Origin of the sequence: Pseudidiomarina marina, from assembly GCF_003987045.1 — a bacterium.
GTDB classification, from domain to species: Bacteria; Pseudomonadota; Gammaproteobacteria; order Enterobacterales; family Alteromonadaceae; genus Pseudidiomarina; species Pseudidiomarina marina.
Genome location: NZ_PIPZ01000001.1, coordinates 202071 through 221092, shown reverse-complemented (window position 1 = coordinate 221092; position 19022 = coordinate 202071). Strand labels below are relative to the sequence as shown.

The following is a 19022-nucleotide window of genomic DNA, read 5'->3' as shown; positions in this document are numbered from 1 at the left end:
ATATGCCATTCTAAACCAATAACTTACTTAACATTTAAGGTTGTTGGTTATGCCGTGGAAGCGAACGAATTTATCGTTAACATTTTGCCTGCTCGTCGGGTTGCTTTCACACACCTCAATTGCTCAAAACAATGACACCATTATTTTCACCGGTTCGCAGTACTACCCTCCGCTACAATGGCTTGACGAAAATAATCAGGCTCAAGGATTCATCACAGACCTCGAGCAAGAATTAGCGAATGCTGGTGAGTTTAATATTGAGCAACGTTTAATCCCATGGAATCAGGCGCTTGGATTGGTTTTAACCGGAGAAGCCGATGCCGTTGCGTTAATCCCATCAGAAGCACGAAGTGCCTACTTTGATTTCACTGAGCCTTTTTATTACGTTGCCCATGGTATTTTCTCTCACCGCTCTGGCAAGCAATTCGGTAGCTTTTCTCAACTTAAAGGCAAGCGCGTTGCGGTAGCTGCAGGAGCTTTCGCTGCACAGCAGTTAACCGATACGCCGCAAAATTTTGAAGTGATTCAGGCCAGCGATGAGCTCAATTGTTTGCAGATGGTACAGACTAAACAAGTAGATGCTTGCGTTGAAGTAACCACAACGTCACGTCATTTGATCACGAATTATAATCTCGACCTAATTCAATCGAGTCCACCATTTTGGCCGCAGTCTTATGCTTTTGGTGTTAAGAAAGGCAATACCGCATTACTTAATCGCCTCAATGAGAATTTGGCGATGTTACAAGTTAATGGAACTTATCAAGCAGTTTATCAGCGTTGGGTTCAACAACTAGAGTGGCAGGAGCGAACCCTTTCCGACAACTTACGCGCCTTAGGTTGGTTGTTAATCAGCTTGTTATTGATTGCGGGCTTTGGGTTTTTCTGGACTTACTTACTCAAGAAACAAGTTGCACGCAAAACGTATCGTATTCAGCAAGAGCTTGCGGCTAAGACGATACTCCAAAAGAAACTTCACTACCTTTCACAACATGATGCGATAACTGGGTTACTAAACCGGCCCGCGTTTACCGAAAAACTTGATCAAGAAATTCTTGCTGCGCCAGAAGTTAGCCCAACCGTGGTAGGTATTCGTATCGCGAATATTGATTCAATTACTTCGGTGTTCGGTTACAACATTGCCACTGACCTGATGATTGAGTTTGCCGAGCGCCTGCAAAAAAACGGATTTAAAAACGCTGCCCACTTTGGTGTTGGCCTTTTCGCAGCCGTTGCCGATTCTCATTTGACCAACGAACAGATTGTTGATTTAGCAATGCAACCGTTAAAGTTCAAATCGATTGATTTCGAGCCATTGCTGGCATTTGGACTCATTCGCAATTCTCAATTGAGCTTTGCTGAACCACCAGACGCACAAGAATTACTGCGCCAAGTTCTTACCGCAGTATCTGTTTCACAGAAGAAACATAAATTATGGGTGGTTTATAGCCCCGGACTTGAGCCAAACGCCGATGACTTACGTCTCTTGAAAGACTTTCATCAAGCTGGAACGCGTGACTTCTTCCTGCACTACCAACCGAAGTACAGCCTCTCAGACAATGCAGTCAAGGGAGCTGAAGCGTTATTACGCTGGCAGCACCCGCAGCTGGGTTTAGTACCACCAAGCAAATTTATTCCATTGTTAGAAGAAACCGGATTTGTCACGCAAGTGACCCGTTGGGTGATAACAGAAACTATCGCGATGATGGCGAGACATAATTTATGTCGTACGGGGTTAGTGATCAGCATTAACGTATCAACGCGTGATCTGACAGAGCTCGGTTTTGTGAGTTTTATGCGTCATGCCGTTAAAGATATTGACCCACATTGTATTCAACTTGAAATCACTGAAACCGGCTTGATCGATGATTCCGAACGAGCTCTTTATGTTCTGTCCAAAATGAATGATCTTGGAATCAGTTGTTCGGTTGATGATTTTGGTACCGGCAATTCGTCACTGTCCTACCTGAGCAAATTTCCCGTTTCGGAAATTAAGCTTGATAGAAGTTATGTGTATGACATTGCGAACAACGAGCGCAATCATAAAATTGTTAAGTCGACGATTGAACTAGCTCACACTCTGGGATTATCGGTGACCGCTGAAGGCGTCGAAGAACACGAAACCGTTGAGATATTGCGCGACATGAAGTGCGAGACTATTCAAGGGTTTGTGTTTTCCCGACCGATTCCAGAAAGTGACTTAATAGAGTTTTTAAAAAGCTCACCCAAACTCAAAGCATCAGGCGAGGCCTAATCCCCAATGTTCCGCGGTGCGCTTCACCGCGGCGACATTTTCCGAAGCAAGAATACGTATTGGCGTTTGCGCATACTTGGCCTCAAGCTCAAGTTTGTCACGTAACCAACTGACCATCGCTTCCCCTGAATGAATGGTTTTCACGCCACCCCAGAAATGAGAGATTTGGTCAGCAATTAACGGAAAGTGTGTACAACCAAGTAACACCACATCAGGCGTTGTTAATTCTGAAAAATAATGGCGCATGGTTTCTTCAAGAATAGCCCCCGAAAATAACGCCTCTTCGACAATCGGCACAAACAACGGTGTGGCAATAGCATCGATATGCGCATAGCCAAGAGCGGCAATGTGACTCTGATAAACACCGGAGTTGATGGTCGAGCGCGTTGCGATTATGAGAACTCGAGATGTTTCCACCTCTAACCCGAGCTGCTGTAATGCCAAAACGCCTGGTTCCACGACGCCATATACTGGTTTATTCGAGAATTGCCGCATGGCCTCAAGTGCGGTCACACTGACCGTATTACATGCCACGACAAGACAATCGACATCCGCACCATTGAAGAATTCGACGGCTTCTAGCGCGTAACGGGTGACGGTATTTTTGTCTTTATTACCGTACGGAACGCGTGCAGTGTCACCGTAATACAACAGCTCACTAAAGCAGCCGCTGTGTTGCAATGCCTTAGCAACGGTTAAACCGCCAACACCACTATCAAAAACCCCTACTTTCACGAATTATCTCCCCAATGAATGCGGCAGATAAAATACTGTTGTTGTTGACTAAACTCAACCGAAATACCCAGTTGTCGCGCCAAGTTTTGCACAATACTTAAACCAAGTCCGGCACCCTGTACATCAAGGTGTTTACCGCGATAAAAACGTTCGCTTAACCGCTCTAAATCAACACCGTGGTCATCCACAATTGGATTTTTAACTTGCAGGTTGTTTTGTTGTGACTCAATTTCAATCGTTGCTCCGCTTGGTGCATACTTAATGGCGTTATCAATGATATTTGCCAGGAGTACTCGCCAATAATCACTACTACCTGATACACCAACGGCCTCCGGTAGGCTGACCTCAAAATTCAAATCTCTTTGTTCAGCCCGACTGTAGAAATCAGCGACGATTTGGCGCACTTCTTTCGCGATATTTACGTGTTCAACCGCGGCTGGAGGCAGTTCTGTCTTCGATAACAACAGTAAACTCTCGACCAGTTGAATTAACCGATCAGTACTCGTTAGAAGTGCTTCCAACTGTGGCTTTTCAATCGTCTTCTTACTGGAAATAAGATTCTGAAGACTGGCCTTTAAGCTTGCTAGGGGCGTCCGCAACTCATGTGCCGCATCCGCAGAAAAGCGCCGTTCACGGTGGAACGTTTGTTCAATGCGGGCCAAATAATAATTCAGCCCCTGTTTGACTACCGCAACCTCTTCATCATCGTTCGCAGGCTCAAACGCACTGTAATCATCGGGGCGACGCTTCCGAAGGCTTGTTGCCAAGCGTTGAAAGCTGACAAAACTTTGATTAATCGTCCACCAGCCTAACCACAGCATAAGTGGCAACAACAACAGCACCGGAACTAATGTATCGATGGTAAGATCTGAACGCAGTTCCGAACGAAAGCTGTCTTCTTGCAACAACAGAACTTGGTAATTCCCAGACATCATTCCAAAGGCATGCCAAAGTCGGCCATTGAGGTTAAACTCGCTAAAACCAATTTGAAAAGGCGCGGAAGCTTTCGTTGGCGCCCCTTGCGTTGAAAGTGTCCAGGACGACGTCGTGTTGGTAATTCGATACGATAATTTATCTTCGTATTCATGATTGCTGGCATCGCCAACAATTTCCAACTCGGCATCGATATGTTGCTCAGAGAGTTGCTCTGGTAAGAATGCTGCTAACGTCTTTGCTTGCTGCACCATTTCGGCGTCAAATAACTCATCAACTTCGTGACTCACCTCATAATAAATCCACAAAGCAGATAAGCCAGAGCTCATCAAATATACGGCAGAAACAAAGACTAAAATGCGTCGACGAATCGAGCGGAATTTGGTTCTTAGCGACGTTATGAATTGCATTTTAATCGGTATCCAATGCCTCGAATGGTTTCTATCCACTCTTTATGTCCTAATTTACGCCGCAAGTTTGATACGTGTACTTCAAGTGCATTACTTTCAATTTCTGTTTCGCCTTGAAATACCGCAGTTTCTAACCGATCGCGACTCAAAACTCGCTCTGGCGCCGACATCAACGTTTTTAACAACTCAAATTCTCGTCGCGATAAACTCAAAGGTGCATCGGCAACACGAACATCTCGGGTGTTGGTATTGAGCATAATTGGACCAACCTTAATGTCCGCCGAAGCTTGACCCAGTTGACGTCGACAAAGCGCCCGCAGTCGCGCAGCCAACTCATTCATATCAAAAGGCTTGGTAAGATAATCGTCCGCACCAGCATCAAGATGCGCTATCTTGTCGTGCACCTGATCACGTGCGGTTAAAATCAATATAGGAATCGTCACACCACGCTTACGTGAACTACTCAACACGCGCGAGCCATCCAAATCTGGCAGGCCAAGGTCCAGTACCATCGCATCGTACTCGTTATGGTTGAGCTCTGAAACTGCCGCCCCACCCGTGCGCACCCAATGCACTGAAAACTCTCGGTCAGACAGCCCTAACTGAACTGCCTGACCAAGTAACGCATCATCTTCAACCAGAAGAACCCGCATTTAACCAACCTTTTTTGCTATTTTCGCAAGCAACGCTTCCACTTCAATCCGTCGCTGCGCATCGGCTAACGCACGTTGAGGTCTTGGTGGCGCTTGTAATGCGCGCTCAGCAACCTGTTGTGCACGTGTGTATTTTCCTTGTTCGTACAAATAGTCGGCGTAAAAGTAGTTGGGGTCAATACCATTTGGGTTTATCTCTAATGCTTTCAGCAGATATTCCTCAGCTTTTTTATCGCTACCAAAGCCAAGTGGCCAACCAGGCACTTTGTAATAAAGCGTTCCTAAACTGCCATAAGCAGATCCTTGCAATGCTTGCGGGTCAATTTCTAAAGCGTGTTCCAATGATTTGCGTGCGTCTTTTGCCAGGCCAAGTGCACCCAGCCCTCCTTTCGCACCAGCAAACGTGCTTTGGATAATACCGCGCCAAATAAATGCCTCCGCGTTATTAGGTTCGGCCTCAACCCAAGCCGAAGCATCATTCAGTAACGCTTCAAACGCCTGTTCTTGCTGATCACCCTCAAGGGTATAATTTACTTCCGCCCAGCGGCTTTGAATTTGCGCTAGCGTTGATTCTTGAGCGTACGTTGAAGTCGACACCCCAATGAATAAAACCGTCGTTAAAATAATTGTTGATAATTTCATGATAATGCTCCTTTGGTGAGCTGTTTAAGAAGTTGCCGAGGCTTTTTCATGCTGCTGTCAATAAGGCTAGGAATAAGCCCATTCAGCCGCACAAATAATTTCTCGGGCCAACCAATCGTGGTATTGAGAGTGCCCTTTTCAAGTTGCTTTATTACCTGTTGCGCAACGAGCTCAGGGCTGTCTTGAGATGTTTTAAGCGCGCGGTTCATCGATGCCATCAAGCCGTCATTTAGTGGCGTTTTAATCGCTCGAGGTGCGCAGTAAAAGACACGAGCTTGATTACCATCACGTTCACGCTGTAGTCCCTGCGAAAATCCGCGTAACCCGAATTTTGAAGCGTTGTAGAGAGCCTGCCCGGGAAAGCCAATTGCACCGAACACCGAACCAATGTTCATCACCCAACCATGACTTGGTAGTTGAGGTAACACCAGATGGCATAATTGTATGGGTCGAATTAAATTGGTTTGAACGACCCGCTCAATATCGCCTCGCGGAGCCATCTCAAATTGCCCAACGTAAGTGACCGCCGCATTGTTTATCAGCGCGGTGACTGGGTAATCGTTCTGCGCTTTAATATAAACATCAACGCATTCAATAAAGTCATCAGCTAACACATCGGCATGCAAAAAGGGTTGTTGCAACGCACTCGCAAGTTCTTCTAACCGACCAAGATGACGCCCAATGAGCGTCACCCGAGCGCCTTTGTCAGTCAGTTGTCGGCATAAAGCTTGACCGAGACCACCCGTAGCGCCCGTCAGTAGAATGTGATGCTGTTGCCAGTTCAGGGTCGTCATGACGCAAGCTCAACATTCATTGATGGTTGCTCACTCGCTAAGCTTGGTATTGCACGAAACATATCGCCATAGAGTCGGTAAACATGTTTCGCCGTGGTGATAATGGCGTCTTGAGCCGCCGCCTCAGTCACTTTGTTCATCAGGGTTTCAAAGAACGCGACATGCTCTTGATCAAGGTCGCCATGCGACAACAAATAGCTAAATGCGGAATTCGGCAGATTTAACTGCGCTTGGATCTTGCCGGCTGCTTGGGTAGCCAGTTTGACGCTAGTTCCTTCAAGCACGTGAGCCATACCGAAGAATGACGCCGGGTGAATATCGTCAATGCGGTGATACACCAATGCCACCATCGCCGCTGTGCTGGTGTGTGGCTCGCTCTGTTCAATTAACTTTGGCGATAATCCAGTTGCTTTTAAATCATTGAGTATCCAACGTTCATGACCGTATTCCTCATTGATGTACTCAATAATCGCGCGACGCATCCATTCATGCTGATGTGAAATACGGCTACCCGCACGCATCAACAGCGGTGTTGTGTGCTTCACATGGTGAAATGCTTGGGTTAGAAAGGCTTGATATTGAGCCAATGTGATACGCCCAGCCAATGCCTCGGCAATAATCGGAGCGCTCAGCAAATACTGTTGCTCAGCCTCTGTGGATTTACATAATTCATTGAAAAAAGTCATAAAGTTACCTCATAAGACTTGGTATTTGCGAAAAGCATGGATTCATAGTGAGCGCGAATAACTTCGCGACGTAACCTACCGGTTCCCGTTAACTGTTCATTAGCAACGGTAAATGGTGTTGTCAGTAGTTTGAATTGGCGTATTTTTGCGTAATCCGGTAAATCTCGGTTGATACGTTCGATAATCATCTCAGCATCAATGTTATTGGCACACGAAACTAACAACGCGGTGAGCGGTAGTTCTTCATCACCGAGCACGGCGGCTTGCAAAACTTCAGGCTCAAGCGTGAGTAATCCCTCTACCCATTCCGGATCAACATTGCGCCCATAGGCGGTCACGATGGTATTTTTCTTTCTGCCCAACAGCTGCAGATTGCCGAGTTCGTCAAACTGTCCTAAATCACCTGTCGGAAGCGCCTTGGGATACCATGTTTGCGGTTGGTTGAGATAACCCAACATACAGTTTCCTGATACCCATACCTCATTGTCTTTTATCTCAACATGGGCGTGAGACAGGGGCTTGCCCACCGTTCCAAGCGCTGGTTTGTTAGGCTGATTAAATGACACAACTGAACCGAATTCCGATAAGCCATAGCCTTGCAGCAACGGGAGCCCAAGCGCATAGGCTTGACGCTCTGTAGGTTCAGGAAGGCGCGCACCACCCACCGCTAGCAACTTGAAGGACGTTGGATCAAGTTGAGCTGTCATCACACCATGAACGACAGCAGCCAAAAGCCCCGGGGTAAGAATTAAGCTCTGCGCGTTGTGGTGCTTCAGCGCTGAGTTAAACACGTATAAATCAAGTGATGATGAGCCCGTTAACCCAAGGTTTTCCGACGATGCAAGAATAACTTCGTGCCCCAACCATAGGCTCAAGTAGACGCCCGCGACGTTTTCCAGTAACACCGCCAACGGCATCAAAACAAGATGCCGCTGGGTATCAACGTTGCCGACTCGCTCAGCAAGCGCCGCAACCGTTTTGAGCATATTATCGGCGGACAAGCAGACGCCTTTCGGCGCACCGGTACTGCCTGATGTATAAGTGATTTTCGCCGTGCCATACGGCAAGTTATGCGGCAAATGAGGAGGTCTATCGTGCGATAACGGCTGCATCTTTCCGTTTGCTAAAATAACAACCTCAGCGCCGCTATCGCGCAACATATTCATGCGTTGTTGAGCAGTAAAAAATGGCGGAATCGGTATACAAACGCGCTCACTGAAAAATATCGCGAGATCGTAAACAACCCAGTTCACGCTATTTTCCATATCTAAGGCAATACGCTGATATGGCGTCTGTTGAATCACAGCCATCAACTGCTGTACGCGTTCCCACAACTGCGCATAAGTTATTGAGATAGTTTCATCCGCTAATGCATTCTGAGATGACCGCGTTTGAGCATAATCAGCCAGGCGTTGCTTAAAATTCTCTAGCATGCAATTGCCTCCACACGGTTGGGTGTACGCGGACTAGTTTGTTGCGGCACTTTTAAGTGCTTCCCCTGCGCCACCCAACCAGCAAAAACCATGGGCTGATGTTGGTAATAGTCACCCCAAATATCTTGCAACGATAATGGCAACGCTGATTCGTTTGCGTGAGCGAGTGTGGTTAACGTAATACCAGAACGAGCTAGCTTTAAATTGAGGTAACGTGTTGCCGTAAATACAACCACATCACGTTGAAGCTCAGTGAGCGCTTTAACGATGGCAACAAAGAGATCAGGAAGGTAGTCCGCCGAAATTGCCGCCATAGACCCAACCTCAGCGATTTTTTCACGCGCCGGCATCGCTTGATTCGCTACTTCATAGAACTCAACAGGCACATCTAAATAGTATTCAGAAAATAATGCGCGTTGGTCAGCAAGCTGAATACCGCATGCCGCAACAATGGCATTGTCTTCAAGAACGACCAGCAGAATATCAGGCAGGCTTTGCAGACAAGCTTTAAAGCTTATCCAATACCGCTCACAAATAAAGTGTTCAACATCATGCCGACGGCTGTGAGAACGGTTAATCAGTTCATACTGCATAAGCAAATCCCCTTAAAGGAATAAGTGCTAACTAGTCATGCAGTAAGATTAGGGGGGAAACCTTAAGGAATTCTTAAAAGAAAAATGGATATTTTGTAATCAGACAACGTAAGGAGGTTCCCTACGTTGTCTATTTTTTGCAAATTATTTTAATGCCTTTAACACATCACGAACGAAATCATGCTCATTGAACCCTGGTTCGCCGGCCATATCGTAGCCCCGACGCACCACCACAAGGTTTTCACTCGGAATAATGACCAAAAACTGGCCACGGTTCCCGCGGGCGGCAATGGTATCGTTCGGCAATTCTGGGAAGCGCTCATTATAAAGCCACCATTGTGCGCCATAACCTGGCGACGATTCAGGCGGTTGCGCTGGTGCAGGCGTACTAATATAGGTTAACCAATTTTCTGGCAACACACGCTCGCCCTTCCACATACCGTTTTGTACATGCAGAACGCCTAATCGAGCTAAATCACGTGCAGTTGTCCATACCTGCGACGACATAATAAAATCGTCGTTCCAATCGGTTTCTAGGAACGTATGCGCCATGCCAATTTTGTCTAACAGCATGTCATATGGGAATTTGAGGTAATCGTCAGCGTTTTCAAAGCCCTCTCGCACCGCACGCATCGCTAACATGGTATCGTTATTGGCGTACTTCCAACGAGTGCCTGGCGTCACTTCCAGTGCTGTTGTGGTTGCTGTATCAATAACCCGACCACCGCCCATATAAACACGGTCGGTACGGTTGCCTGCCGCATTACTGTCTAGCCCCGATGCCATATGCAACAAATGTTCCAGTGTAATATTCCGACGCGGGTCGAGTGCTGACCGCCAATTCGCGACATTAGCCGACGCTTTGACATCAACATTACGATGCAACACCGCTGCGCCAACCACACTTGCTGCAATGCTCTTCGCCACCGACCAAGTACGCTGAGACGTTTCTGGCGTGAAACCATCAAGATAATTTTCAGCAATAATTTTCTCTGGTGTCGCAATCAAAATCGCCGTAGTTCGCGCACCTGCACCATAATGTTTTGAAAATGCTTTTTGAATCACGCCATCAAGTTCTAAATTGCCAGTAACGTGATTAACCGGTTGGCGCTCCTGCCACGGCTCGCCGCTGTCTTTTTCAACTGCAGAATCTGCAAAAGGACGTGAAACCTTATCGGCGTCCGCAATCGTTGCGCCGACTGGAAGATCAACACACCCTAACCGAGGTCGCCACACCGAAATACGTTCGCGTTGACCATCATCATAAGCAACGCGAACTAATTTATTCTCGCGATCAACCATCGCCTTCATTGCTGCAACTTTGTCGGCAACCAATGAATAAATACCAGTCAGCTCATGCTCACGAATAGCTGCTTCAGATTTATTAGCATTAAAAGTTGCGCTACACGTGTAGCCAGCAACATAACCTGCCGCATAGGCATTTATCGTCGTGTCTGACTCTTGCCCCTGAGCCGCAAATGTAGCCACAGCTAATGGCAATACAAACGACGATACGATGCGCTTTTTCATAAGCAAACCTCTTTAACCGAGTTACTCTGCGTGAATATGCCCGCGACCAAATTTATAGTCGATGGTTAGAATAAAGTGTTGCAGCACATCATAACCAATTAAGCCATCCACGCGAACACTTCCGATTCGAGTATTGAGCTCATCTTCAGCTTCACCAAACGTCGCATTAACTCCAGCCTCAGGTACCGTAATACCCACATTTTCTAATAAAAATGGACCGAAACCTAAGGTTGGAATACGGAACATGTCGACGTTGCCAGTTGTATTGACGCCTCTTGAAATACCTTGGGTTACCGGAAATTTTTCTAGCCAACCATGGTCTTCAGCCACTTCACGATTGAGATAAACACCGCTGTTACTGCCGGTATCAAGAATAAGCCATACCTCGGTTTCACCGTTTAAACTGACCTTCACAATCGGATCGCCAATACCGCGGCGCGGGCGCATAGGTAAGTTTTTGACATTGGCCATATCAATAGAATCATGATCAACAAACCGCATGCGGCTGTTCGGATAGTCAAACTGCAACACATATTGCTCGAGCACAGGCGCACCAAGAATAATTGCTGTATCTTCACCGCCAAAGTTGAGTTCAACGTAATCTAACTCAAGGTTTTGGCCGAACATTTCGGTTTTGACATCGCGATAAGCAATGCGCTCCTTAACACCGTGAACGCCCTTCACTTTTATCTTACTGCGGTGTTGCTTGGGAGTTAGCCCATGTTTTTCAATAAACGCTTGGTTTATGCCGTTAATGTTCGCGCCTGAATCCATAATGGCCCAACCTTCAACACCTTCTATCGTCACCTTTACACGAATATGTCCGTTGTCTTGTTCAAACGGCACCCAAGCGGAAACACCGGCCATTGTAGACGCTGAAAATATGAAGCTGATAATGATTAATATAGTGCGCACGATAAGCATTCCTTTATTGTTGTAATAATTGGATGCTCGTTAAAATTTGGTTACAAGTCAAGCAAATAAATGCAAAGACCACCGACTAACCAAACCACACTTAACGCGCTCAATACATTCATGATTTGTGCGCCAATACCAGATGAACCACCATGGTCGTGATGATGGTGTTCGCTGTGCTGGCGGTGTTGATTCCAAAGCATGACTAATAGCCCGCTAATGACTAAAAATAAAATGTTCAGTACAAATCCGTAGTTCAATTGAAAGTGTTCTTGCTCAGCAGGCGATGTCCACTGTGACACATTAGGCAGTAAATCAAACCAATATAAACCGTAGTGCATGAGCAACGAGGCAGTTACCAAGCAGACGAACAGCATCAGTGCAATATACAACGCCATTTTCCAGCCGTAATAACGTGCATTAATGCGTAACACCGGCCAAACAATGAGGTCAGAGAAAATAAATGCCATCACGCCGGCAAAGGCGACACCTTCGCCGAAAAGAACGGCAGCTAATGGAATGTTACCCATCGAGCCAATAAACGTGAAGAATGCAGCAATTGGTCCCACCACAGCTTGCTGTAGCAGCGCCCAAAAGTTTAATTCAGCATCGCCACCAACACCCAAAAATAGCCACTCGAAAAAACTGCTCGGTACAAAAGCGGAAATAACTCCCGCCACAGTGAAACCGAGTAAAATGTCCTGCCATACCATTTGCCATTCCATGACATATTTGTGGCCGACTTGACGCCATGTATCTCGCTCAAATAAATCCGACCACGTGTTGCCATGTTCATGGCCATCGTCATCGTCGTTTTCGCGCGCTTGTTCAATTAATTTGGCTGGCTTTGTCACCGTAATGAATAGCCACACCAGTGCAATTAGTAGCAAACCCCCAACATATTCCCCCACCACAAATTGCCAACCAAGAAATATAGAAATGACAAAGCCAAGCTCGATAACTAAATTGGTAGACGCCAACATAAATGCCATCGAGGCACTAAATGCAGCGCCTTTATTGAACAACGCACGCGTAGTGGAAAGTGCCGCGAAGCTACATGAACTGGAGATAAAACCAAAAAACGTCGCGAGAGATACTGATTTTAAATTGTTATCGCCCATGACTCGGCGCATACGTTGCTTCGTTATTAATACTTGAATCAGGCTACTAATAAAATAACCGAGCACGAATGCCCAAAGTGCCATCCAGAAAAATCCAAAACTGGTATAAACTGATTGACCCCACGTATGCAAAAAGCTGTCCATGTGTGCGCCTTATATTTGAGAAATCGTGTTTTTACCGTATCAATCGCAGCAGATGGGGTCAAATTTAAGCATTGTTTAGATAGTTTATTCGATGGGGTTTTAGCGAATAGTGAAAAAGAAACAGGATTTACCAACAAAATTATGCCCCGTGTGTCAGCGTCCGTTTACTTGGCGTAAAAAGTGGGAACGTTGTTGGGACGAAGTGAAATATTGTTCAGAAAGATGCCGGCGTAGCAAACACTAGGCCGGCAGCAATTTATAGTTTAATCGTCTTTGCCTGCTTGGCGCTTCACAAATTGCGATTTCAGCATCATGTCGCCAGCACCATCAACTTTGCAATCGATATCGTGGTCACCCTCAACAAAACGCTTAATCACCGCTTTTGTACCAACTTTCAATACCAGCGATGAGCCTTTCACTTTTAGGTCTTTAATCAGGGTTACTTTGTCGCCTTCAGCGAGTGGCGTGCCGTTCGCATCTTTTACCTGAATGGCGTCATCTTCAACAACCTCATTCGGGTTCCATTCATGACCACACTCTGGGCAAATTAGTAGCGCTTGGTCTTCATACACATAGCTTGAATCACATTTCGGGCAATTAGGAAGGCTCATAGTTTCACATCTTATTTAACTTGGCGGCTTATAGTGGCGAGATCATAGCGCTTCGCCGCAAGAAATAGAATCATTGGCGTTCAATTTATCTGTCACGCCATGTTGCCAGTCATGCCCCCTTTGCACATGGAAACTTCATTGAACTCAACTAGACTTACAGACACACAGTATGTGTCTGCTCAAGTTAACTCAACTGAGTTAAGGAGGGGTTATGAGACTCGACGCTATATTAAGAGATCCATCAGCGGTTTATAAAAGACCTGACGACATTCTGCAAGACAGTAACCTCAATGATGATGAAAAGCTTGAAGTGTTAGAACAATGGGAATTTGACGCTCGCGAATTGCAGGTAGCATCTGATGAAAATATGCCAGGCCAACAAGAGGCGCCATTGGATGAAATTCTTGCCGCGAAGAAAAAATTGAGAAGTCGTCGGTAGTTTAATCTTCGTTTGCAGAGCAAAGGTTGCAAGCAGCTCATGATAACTGTATAAATGCACAGTATATTAAAAATATCCAAGAGGATGAATCATGGCTGTAGTAACCCAATACGTTGTTGTGCGAAACGGAGAGGAAAAAATGACGTTTAACAGTAAAGCTGAAGCCGACGCCTACGACAAAATGTTGGACATGGTGGACGAGCTACTCCCTCTGCTTGAACGTAGCGAAACCATCACCGATGAAAAAACAATTGAAGATTTAGCGTTCTTCCTAGCCCGTGAGCGCGATCAAGTATTGATTGCCCTTGGCGCGAAGAAACCAGCGAAGAAAGCGGCACCAAAACCTGCGCCAGCAGTAAGTAAAGTCGCATAGCTTTCAACTGCATCACGACAGGAAAACAAAAACGCCGCTCAATGAGCGGCGTTTTATTTGGATTTGGTGGAGCTGGCGGGAGTTGAACCCGCGTCCGTAATACCTACATCCTCGGTCCTACATGCTTAGTCAGTCTTTTAGTTAATCACCAAGTCGCCGACAGACAGGCTACTTAAGGTGACGATCCCGATTGGTTTTAACGCTTTGGCTACGGGCGAAGCCTCCACGCGAGTCTGCTTTGGGGTGAACCGACTGATCCTAGTCTCACAGACAAAGCGCTAGGGGTCGGACTCAGCGGGTTATTAAGCCGCTAAAGCGTAGTTGTCGTCGTTTGCAACTATTAAGTTGAGGCTTTTTACGAGGCCAGCCTCACCTCGGCATGCACCTTGGGTTTCGTGTATTCCGTCGAATCCAAATCAGCCCCTAAGGTTAACGTGTTTAAGTCTACACCTATATGGTGGCGCTGTCAGCTATTTCAAGTGCTGACAGCGCAATTAAACACCCTTATTGCCATTCAACCAACAAGTCGACACCTGAATAGGCTTGATAACCTTGCAAGCTAATGTACCAGCGACCACTGCCTGGATTATCAATCGCACAGGTTTCGTTGTTACCTGAACGATACGGGCGACAATCGTAGCTTGATTCAGTTGGCTGTGACCCCTGACGAACATACAAGTCGGCATCACCGGTACCGCCAGACATGGTCACATTCAAGCTCGTCATGCCAGCTGGCAGATCCACATAGTAATGCGTCCACGAGCCTGTTGCGCCAGAGAGATCGGTCGCTGAAGCTGAACCGCCCTCACCGCCACCAGTGCTTGGCTCAGTGAACGAACCGGTTAGGTTCACACCAGAGAAGCTTGAGTAAGCATTGATCATGACATGATAAGTACCAGCTTGTACGTTCGAAATGGTACAAGTTTCGGTATTACCTGACAGATACGGACGGCAATCATAGGTTGATGAGGTAGGTTGTGCACCAAAGCGAACATAAAGGTCACCATCACCGGTACCACCATTCATGCTAAAGCTTAAGTCGGTTGCACCTGCTGGTACGTCGAGCGTGTAATACAATGATGCACCCGTACTTGCAGACAGATTCGTTTCGGTAACACCATTGGTTAATACGCCATCTGCCGGTGGCTCACCGCCGCCACCTGAGCCACTGCAGCCGTTGGCGTCGAGGTAATCAATAGCATCTTTGGTTTGCACTAAACCATAACCAAATTTCACATCGCGGCCTGCTGAGCCCAAATCTTGCGCAGATGCGTTCAATGCATCACGAATTTGTGCAGCACTACAGGTTGGATGGTGTGACCAAACGAGTGCGGCAACACCTGCAACATGTGGCGACGCCATTGAGGTACCGCTCATGTTGCCATAGTTACCTTGGCTACCGGTTCCTTCAGGATACGTTGAAAGTACATTCACACCCGGCGCGGCAATTTCCACTTGGCTATTCTTTTGTGAAAACGATGCCAGCGCCTTATTGCTATCAACCGCAGCAACAGACATAACTGCGTTGTATGACGCTGGGTACGAAAGTGCATCGGTTGAGCTATATGCCGAACCATCGTTACCTGCAGCAGCAATCAATAAAACGCCTTGATTGAACAAGTTTTGCATGGCATTCGCTTCGGTTTGGCTAGCACCACCGCCACCTAAGCTCATGTTCACCACATCAGAGCCGTTGTCCGCACAGGTTTCAATGGCTGCAACCAATGACGATGAGTAACCCCAACCGCTTGCATTAAATACCTTCACAATGTGCATATTTGGATTACTGCCAATCACGCCACGCACACCTAACCCATTGTTTAGCGCGGCAATAGTACCGGCAACATGGGTGCCATGCGGCCCACCTTCGTCATACCAGTTGCCGGTACCGCTATCGTTGGTACCGTTAATGGTGTCAAAGCGCGTTCCCATATCTTCATGTGGCAAATCTAAACCTGAATCGATCACACAGATTTTTTTACCGCCTGCGGCAGCTGAAGCGACGCTGTCATCTACGAGGTTTGCTTGCACCATATTGATGCCATATGGCACAGTTTGCGCCATAAAGCGGCGCTTCTGGTCAACTTCAATGAAATCAACATTCGGATTTTTCTCGAAACGTTTCATGTCTTTTTGGGACATTTCAGCAGCAATAGCAAGGTTATGGCGCATGCTCACTTTGACCTTACCACCGGCTTTCTCAACCATGCTTTTAGCGCGTGCTAAAGCAAGTTCTGAGCGACCACGGTTACCAGCGCGCTGCACCGCTGCACTGTTCTCTTTAAACTTTATAATGAAACGCTGAGTTTCGTTTGTTTCAGTTTGAACACGTTGCAACGGTTGAGCTGAAATCTGTTCAGATGACTGAGCGTAGGCATTGGATACTGATACGGCGAGAGCCGACAGCGCAAGGAAGGATAACTTTTTCATAGATTTTCTTCTCTTTATTATTATGAGATTGGCGTATAAAAGCCAGTGCTTAACAGCGGCGGGATACAACATTCGGCTGCAGTTCGGTTACTACACAATTGTTGCTATAGATTTTCGCAACCACACGACCATAACAAGGTTAGTTGTCTAACTCAATATTTAAAAAGTAAACCGTATGTAAAATTCAGGTTTTAATTCATGTCAAATTTGTTGATTTGTTAACTAATTATTTCGTATTCTAGCGCTCCCTATAATAATAATAACGGATTCTCCCATGCGTAAGATTTTCTTAATTTGTTGCTTTATGTTAGCGGCTGGATGTACCAGTGCTCCTCAGTATCAATCGCCAGCACCGCTAACAACCAAAGAAAACTCAGAAAGTTATAAATTATTTAAACATGATGGTGTAAATACAGCGAGTCATGTTCAAGTTCATCTAGATGAAGCAAAGGATATTGCTTATGTGCAAAGTTTCGGAGGGGACGGTGTTGCGCTAGGCGTCGCATTTGGTCCACTGGGAGTGCTGGCGAACATCTCGATGATTCAAGCAGAAACGAACAGCGACCTCACGCAGTTGTATAATAAAATTCCCATTCCAGTGAGTGCAATGTTTACAGAGGCGGCTTCGGCCAAAAGTATTCATTATGATGACAATGCAGAAGGTCGTTTTCATCCATTTATGATGGTGGTGCGTGATGAAAATGAGACACTTCGCATGGGTACCGCACTAATTGTTGAATTACCTCAAGCAGACGGCAAAGTATGGAGTGGTCGATACACCCATCAGACAGCATTGCATGTACCACTCAAAAATGTAGCTGACGGTCTTGACGAAAGCGAGTACAAGACAATCTATGATGCCATTCAACAAAGCTTCAATGAATTAACCGATATATATCAACAAGACAGACTTGGTCAGTTGACCGACCATGAGCAAATTCTCGTCAATTCAACTTTTTTGACACCCCGAATCACTATTGAACTGAATGGCGTTCTATTAAAGCAGGATGAAAATCGCGTACTTGTTCGATCAGGGCTTGGTATTATCTCGCTTCCTCAAGATGACAGTCTCGAATTAGAAAAAGTTCGTGTCAAAGCAAGTAAAAAACGCGCGAAGAGCTAGATTAGAAATAACTCAATTATTCAACGCGCGACTGATAACCACAGCCGCGCGCTGTTTACGTCGACCAAAACCAAACGCTCGTTTAAAAGTAGCAAGCGGAATCGGCAAATACTGTCTATCGGCGGCTGATTGCCACGGAAAACTGTCTTGATCAGGGTCATTGATGTACACGTAATGGTCATCGGCAGCACAGATTAATACCCAGTGCGGCGCTTTGCTTTCGTCAAAAACATACGTACTAATCAGTGCAATCACCAATTTGCCTTTATGAAGGTCATGCAATAGCTGGTTCAGCGTATAATCGCCAACAATAATAGGCACGCCCGCTTGTTTCAAAGCGGCAATATCGGATTCTTGAATACGCGCCATAATTTGCTTCTTATCAGCACTTCGTACCGAATCAAGTAATAACGGGCCCGATTCACTCACGTGTAGCTCAACTGACAGGCCACGTTTTAGAGCAGCACGCGCAAGCCCATGAGGGCCACAACCACCATGCCCCGAGGTCATAAATATGGTGGTCGCTTCACGCCATATCTCAAGCTCTTCATGATGCGGATCAGGGCACGGAATATCGAAATACGCCATGGCCATCAACAAGCTCGCCGGACCGCAAGTGAACTCGGTGGTTTGAGTGCGATATGGAACGAGGCGTTGATTGCCGTTATCGAGTGAGTTTGTCTCAAAGCGTGGCAGTAGCTTTTGTAACACCAAGGCATCACTATCATCCTCATAATATTCCGGACGAATTTCCATGTCGTAATAACCGGCGTGGTGATACATCTTTAATGCCGCGGTATTATCGGTTTTTACTTCAAGGCGCATGAATAGGCAAAAGCGTGCATCAGCATCATCTTCGGCGGCATCCAACAATAAACGCCCTACCCCACGTCGACGGAACTCAGGGTCAACAGCTAACGAATATAGACGCGCTAATTCAGTGGCTTGACGATACAAAACAATATAGTAACCAATCACACGACCATCGAACTTTGCCACTTTGAAGTCGCCAATGTTTTGGTCGATAAAACGACGAAAACTACGACGACTAATGCGGTCGGTGACAAAGCTTAAGTTTTCAATTTGTTCTAAAGCGTCGAGATCATCGCGAGTCGCTTGAACAAGTTGAAGTTGATTAACATTGAATTGCATACAACAGCCTAAGCGTGCGGGCACGCGCTACGATGAGAGCGTTTATTATACGCT

General features: G+C 46.3%; 19 protein-coding genes and 1 other RNA gene. 5 read left to right on the top strand and 15 right to left on the bottom strand.

Features of this window, described 5'->3' with window-relative positions; all coding sequences use genetic code 11:
• Positions 1-49: 49 nt before the first annotated feature.
• The gene (locus CWI76_RS01015) at positions 50-2251 is read left to right on the top strand and encodes an EAL domain-containing protein (protein ID WP_126758529.1); all 2202 of its coding nucleotides are present in this window, start codon (positions 50-52) and stop codon (positions 2249-2251) included.
• Here the strand turns inward: CWI76_RS01015 and murI are convergent.
• The 11 genes from murI to CWI76_RS00960 all read right to left on the bottom strand — a co-directional run bounded on the left by murI (position 2237) and on the right by CWI76_RS00960 (position 12840).
• The gene (gene murI / locus CWI76_RS01010) at positions 2237-2986 is read right to left on the bottom strand and encodes a glutamate racemase (RefSeq protein ID WP_126758528.1); all 750 of its coding nucleotides are present in this window, start codon (positions 2984-2986) and stop codon (positions 2237-2239) included. The two genes, CWI76_RS01015 and murI, sit on opposite strands and share 15 nt — an antisense overlap.
• Complete coding sequence (locus CWI76_RS01005) at positions 2983-4329, bottom strand: histidine kinase dimerization/phospho-acceptor domain-containing protein (protein ID WP_241967920.1); 1347 nt, start codon at positions 4327-4329, stop codon at positions 2983-2985. Before CWI76_RS01005 ends, murI begins: the two co-directional genes overlap by 4 nt.
• The gene (locus CWI76_RS01000) at positions 4317-4982 is read right to left on the bottom strand and encodes a response regulator (RefSeq protein WP_126758527.1); all 666 of its coding nucleotides are present in this window, start codon (positions 4980-4982) and stop codon (positions 4317-4319) included. The genes CWI76_RS01005 and CWI76_RS01000 overlap by 13 nt, the downstream gene beginning before the upstream one ends.
• A complete protein-coding gene (locus CWI76_RS00995) occupies positions 4983-5624 on the bottom strand; it encodes a tetratricopeptide repeat protein (protein ID WP_126758526.1) in 642 nt (213 codons plus the stop codon).
• Entirely contained in the window at positions 5621-6418 is a 798-nt protein-coding gene (locus CWI76_RS00990) for an SDR family oxidoreductase (RefSeq protein ID WP_126758525.1), read from the bottom strand. Before CWI76_RS00990 ends, CWI76_RS00995 begins: the two co-directional genes overlap by 4 nt.
• Positions 6415-7104, bottom strand: coding sequence for an iron-containing redox enzyme family protein (locus tag CWI76_RS00985; RefSeq protein ID WP_126758524.1), 690 nt, complete (start codon positions 7102-7104; stop codon positions 6415-6417). Before CWI76_RS00985 ends, CWI76_RS00990 begins: the two co-directional genes overlap by 4 nt.
• Complete coding sequence (locus CWI76_RS00980; RefSeq protein WP_126758523.1) at positions 7101-8537, bottom strand: AMP-binding protein; 1437 nt, start codon at positions 8535-8537, stop codon at positions 7101-7103. Before CWI76_RS00980 ends, CWI76_RS00985 begins: the two co-directional genes overlap by 4 nt.
• Positions 8531-9130: a thermostable hemolysin gene (locus CWI76_RS00975; protein WP_126758522.1), complete on the bottom strand. Its 600-nt coding sequence runs from the start codon at positions 9128-9130 to the stop codon at positions 8531-8533. The genes CWI76_RS00980 and CWI76_RS00975 overlap by 7 nt, the downstream gene beginning before the upstream one ends.
• Before the next feature lie 144 nt (positions 9131-9274).
• Positions 9275-10660 carry a serine hydrolase domain-containing protein gene (locus tag CWI76_RS00970; RefSeq protein ID WP_126758521.1) on the bottom strand — a complete coding sequence of 462 codons (1386 nt, stop codon included), beginning with the start codon at positions 10658-10660 and terminating at the stop codon, positions 9275-9277.
• A gap of 21 nt (positions 10661-10681) precedes the next feature.
• Positions 10682-11575, bottom strand: a complete 894-nt coding sequence (locus CWI76_RS00965) for an aspartyl protease family protein (RefSeq protein WP_198678543.1) — start codon at positions 11573-11575, stop codon at positions 10682-10684.
• Between the two features lie 50 nt (positions 11576-11625).
• Positions 11626-12840, bottom strand: coding sequence for a permease (locus tag CWI76_RS00960; protein WP_126758519.1), 1215 nt, complete (start codon positions 12838-12840; stop codon positions 11626-11628).
• 109 nt (positions 12841-12949) lie between these two features.
• On the opposite strand from CWI76_RS00960, the gene CWI76_RS00955 reads away from it, so the two are divergent.
• The gene (locus CWI76_RS00955; RefSeq protein ID WP_420849463.1) at positions 12950-13084 is read left to right on the top strand and encodes a DUF2256 domain-containing protein; all 135 of its coding nucleotides are present in this window, start codon (positions 12950-12952) and stop codon (positions 13082-13084) included.
• Positions 13085-13103: 19 nt separating this feature from the next.
• Here the strand turns inward: CWI76_RS00955 and CWI76_RS00950 are convergent, their stop codons facing one another.
• Positions 13104-13451: a zinc ribbon domain-containing protein YjdM gene (locus tag CWI76_RS00950; RefSeq protein ID WP_126758518.1), complete on the bottom strand. Its 348-nt coding sequence runs from the start codon at positions 13449-13451 to the stop codon at positions 13104-13106.
• Positions 13452-13662: 211 nt separating this feature from the next.
• Between CWI76_RS00950 and CWI76_RS00945 the strand changes: the two genes are divergently transcribed.
• Positions 13663-13890: a hypothetical protein gene (locus tag CWI76_RS00945; protein ID WP_126758517.1), complete on the top strand. Its 228-nt coding sequence runs from the start codon at positions 13663-13665 to the stop codon at positions 13888-13890.
• Between the two features lie 91 nt (positions 13891-13981).
• Entirely contained in the window at positions 13982-14263 is a 282-nt protein-coding gene (locus tag CWI76_RS00940) for a YebG family protein (RefSeq protein ID WP_126758516.1), read from the top strand.
• A gap of 64 nt (positions 14264-14327) precedes the next feature.
• Here the strand turns inward: CWI76_RS00940 and ssrA are convergent.
• Positions 14328-14687, bottom strand: a transfer-messenger RNA (tmRNA) gene (gene ssrA / locus CWI76_RS00935).
• A gap of 80 nt (positions 14688-14767) precedes the next feature.
• Entirely contained in the window at positions 14768-16693 is a 1926-nt protein-coding gene (locus CWI76_RS00930) for a S8 family serine peptidase (protein ID WP_126758515.1), read from the bottom strand.
• 274 nt (positions 16694-16967) lie between these two features.
• Here CWI76_RS00930 and CWI76_RS00925 point away from each other — a divergent pair, with 274 nt between their 5' ends.
• Positions 16968-17816 (top strand): hypothetical protein, encoded by an 849-nt coding sequence (locus CWI76_RS00925; protein WP_126758514.1) that lies wholly within the window; start codon positions 16968-16970, stop codon positions 17814-17816.
• A gap of 12 nt (positions 17817-17828) precedes the next feature.
• On the opposite strand, the gene rimI is transcribed toward CWI76_RS00925, so the two are convergent.
• On the bottom strand, positions 17829-18968 hold the full coding sequence (gene rimI, locus CWI76_RS00920) for a ribosomal protein S18-alanine N-acetyltransferase (RefSeq protein WP_126758513.1): 1140 nt from the start codon (positions 18966-18968) through the stop codon (positions 17829-17831).
• Between the last annotated feature and the right edge of the window lie 54 nt (positions 18969-19022).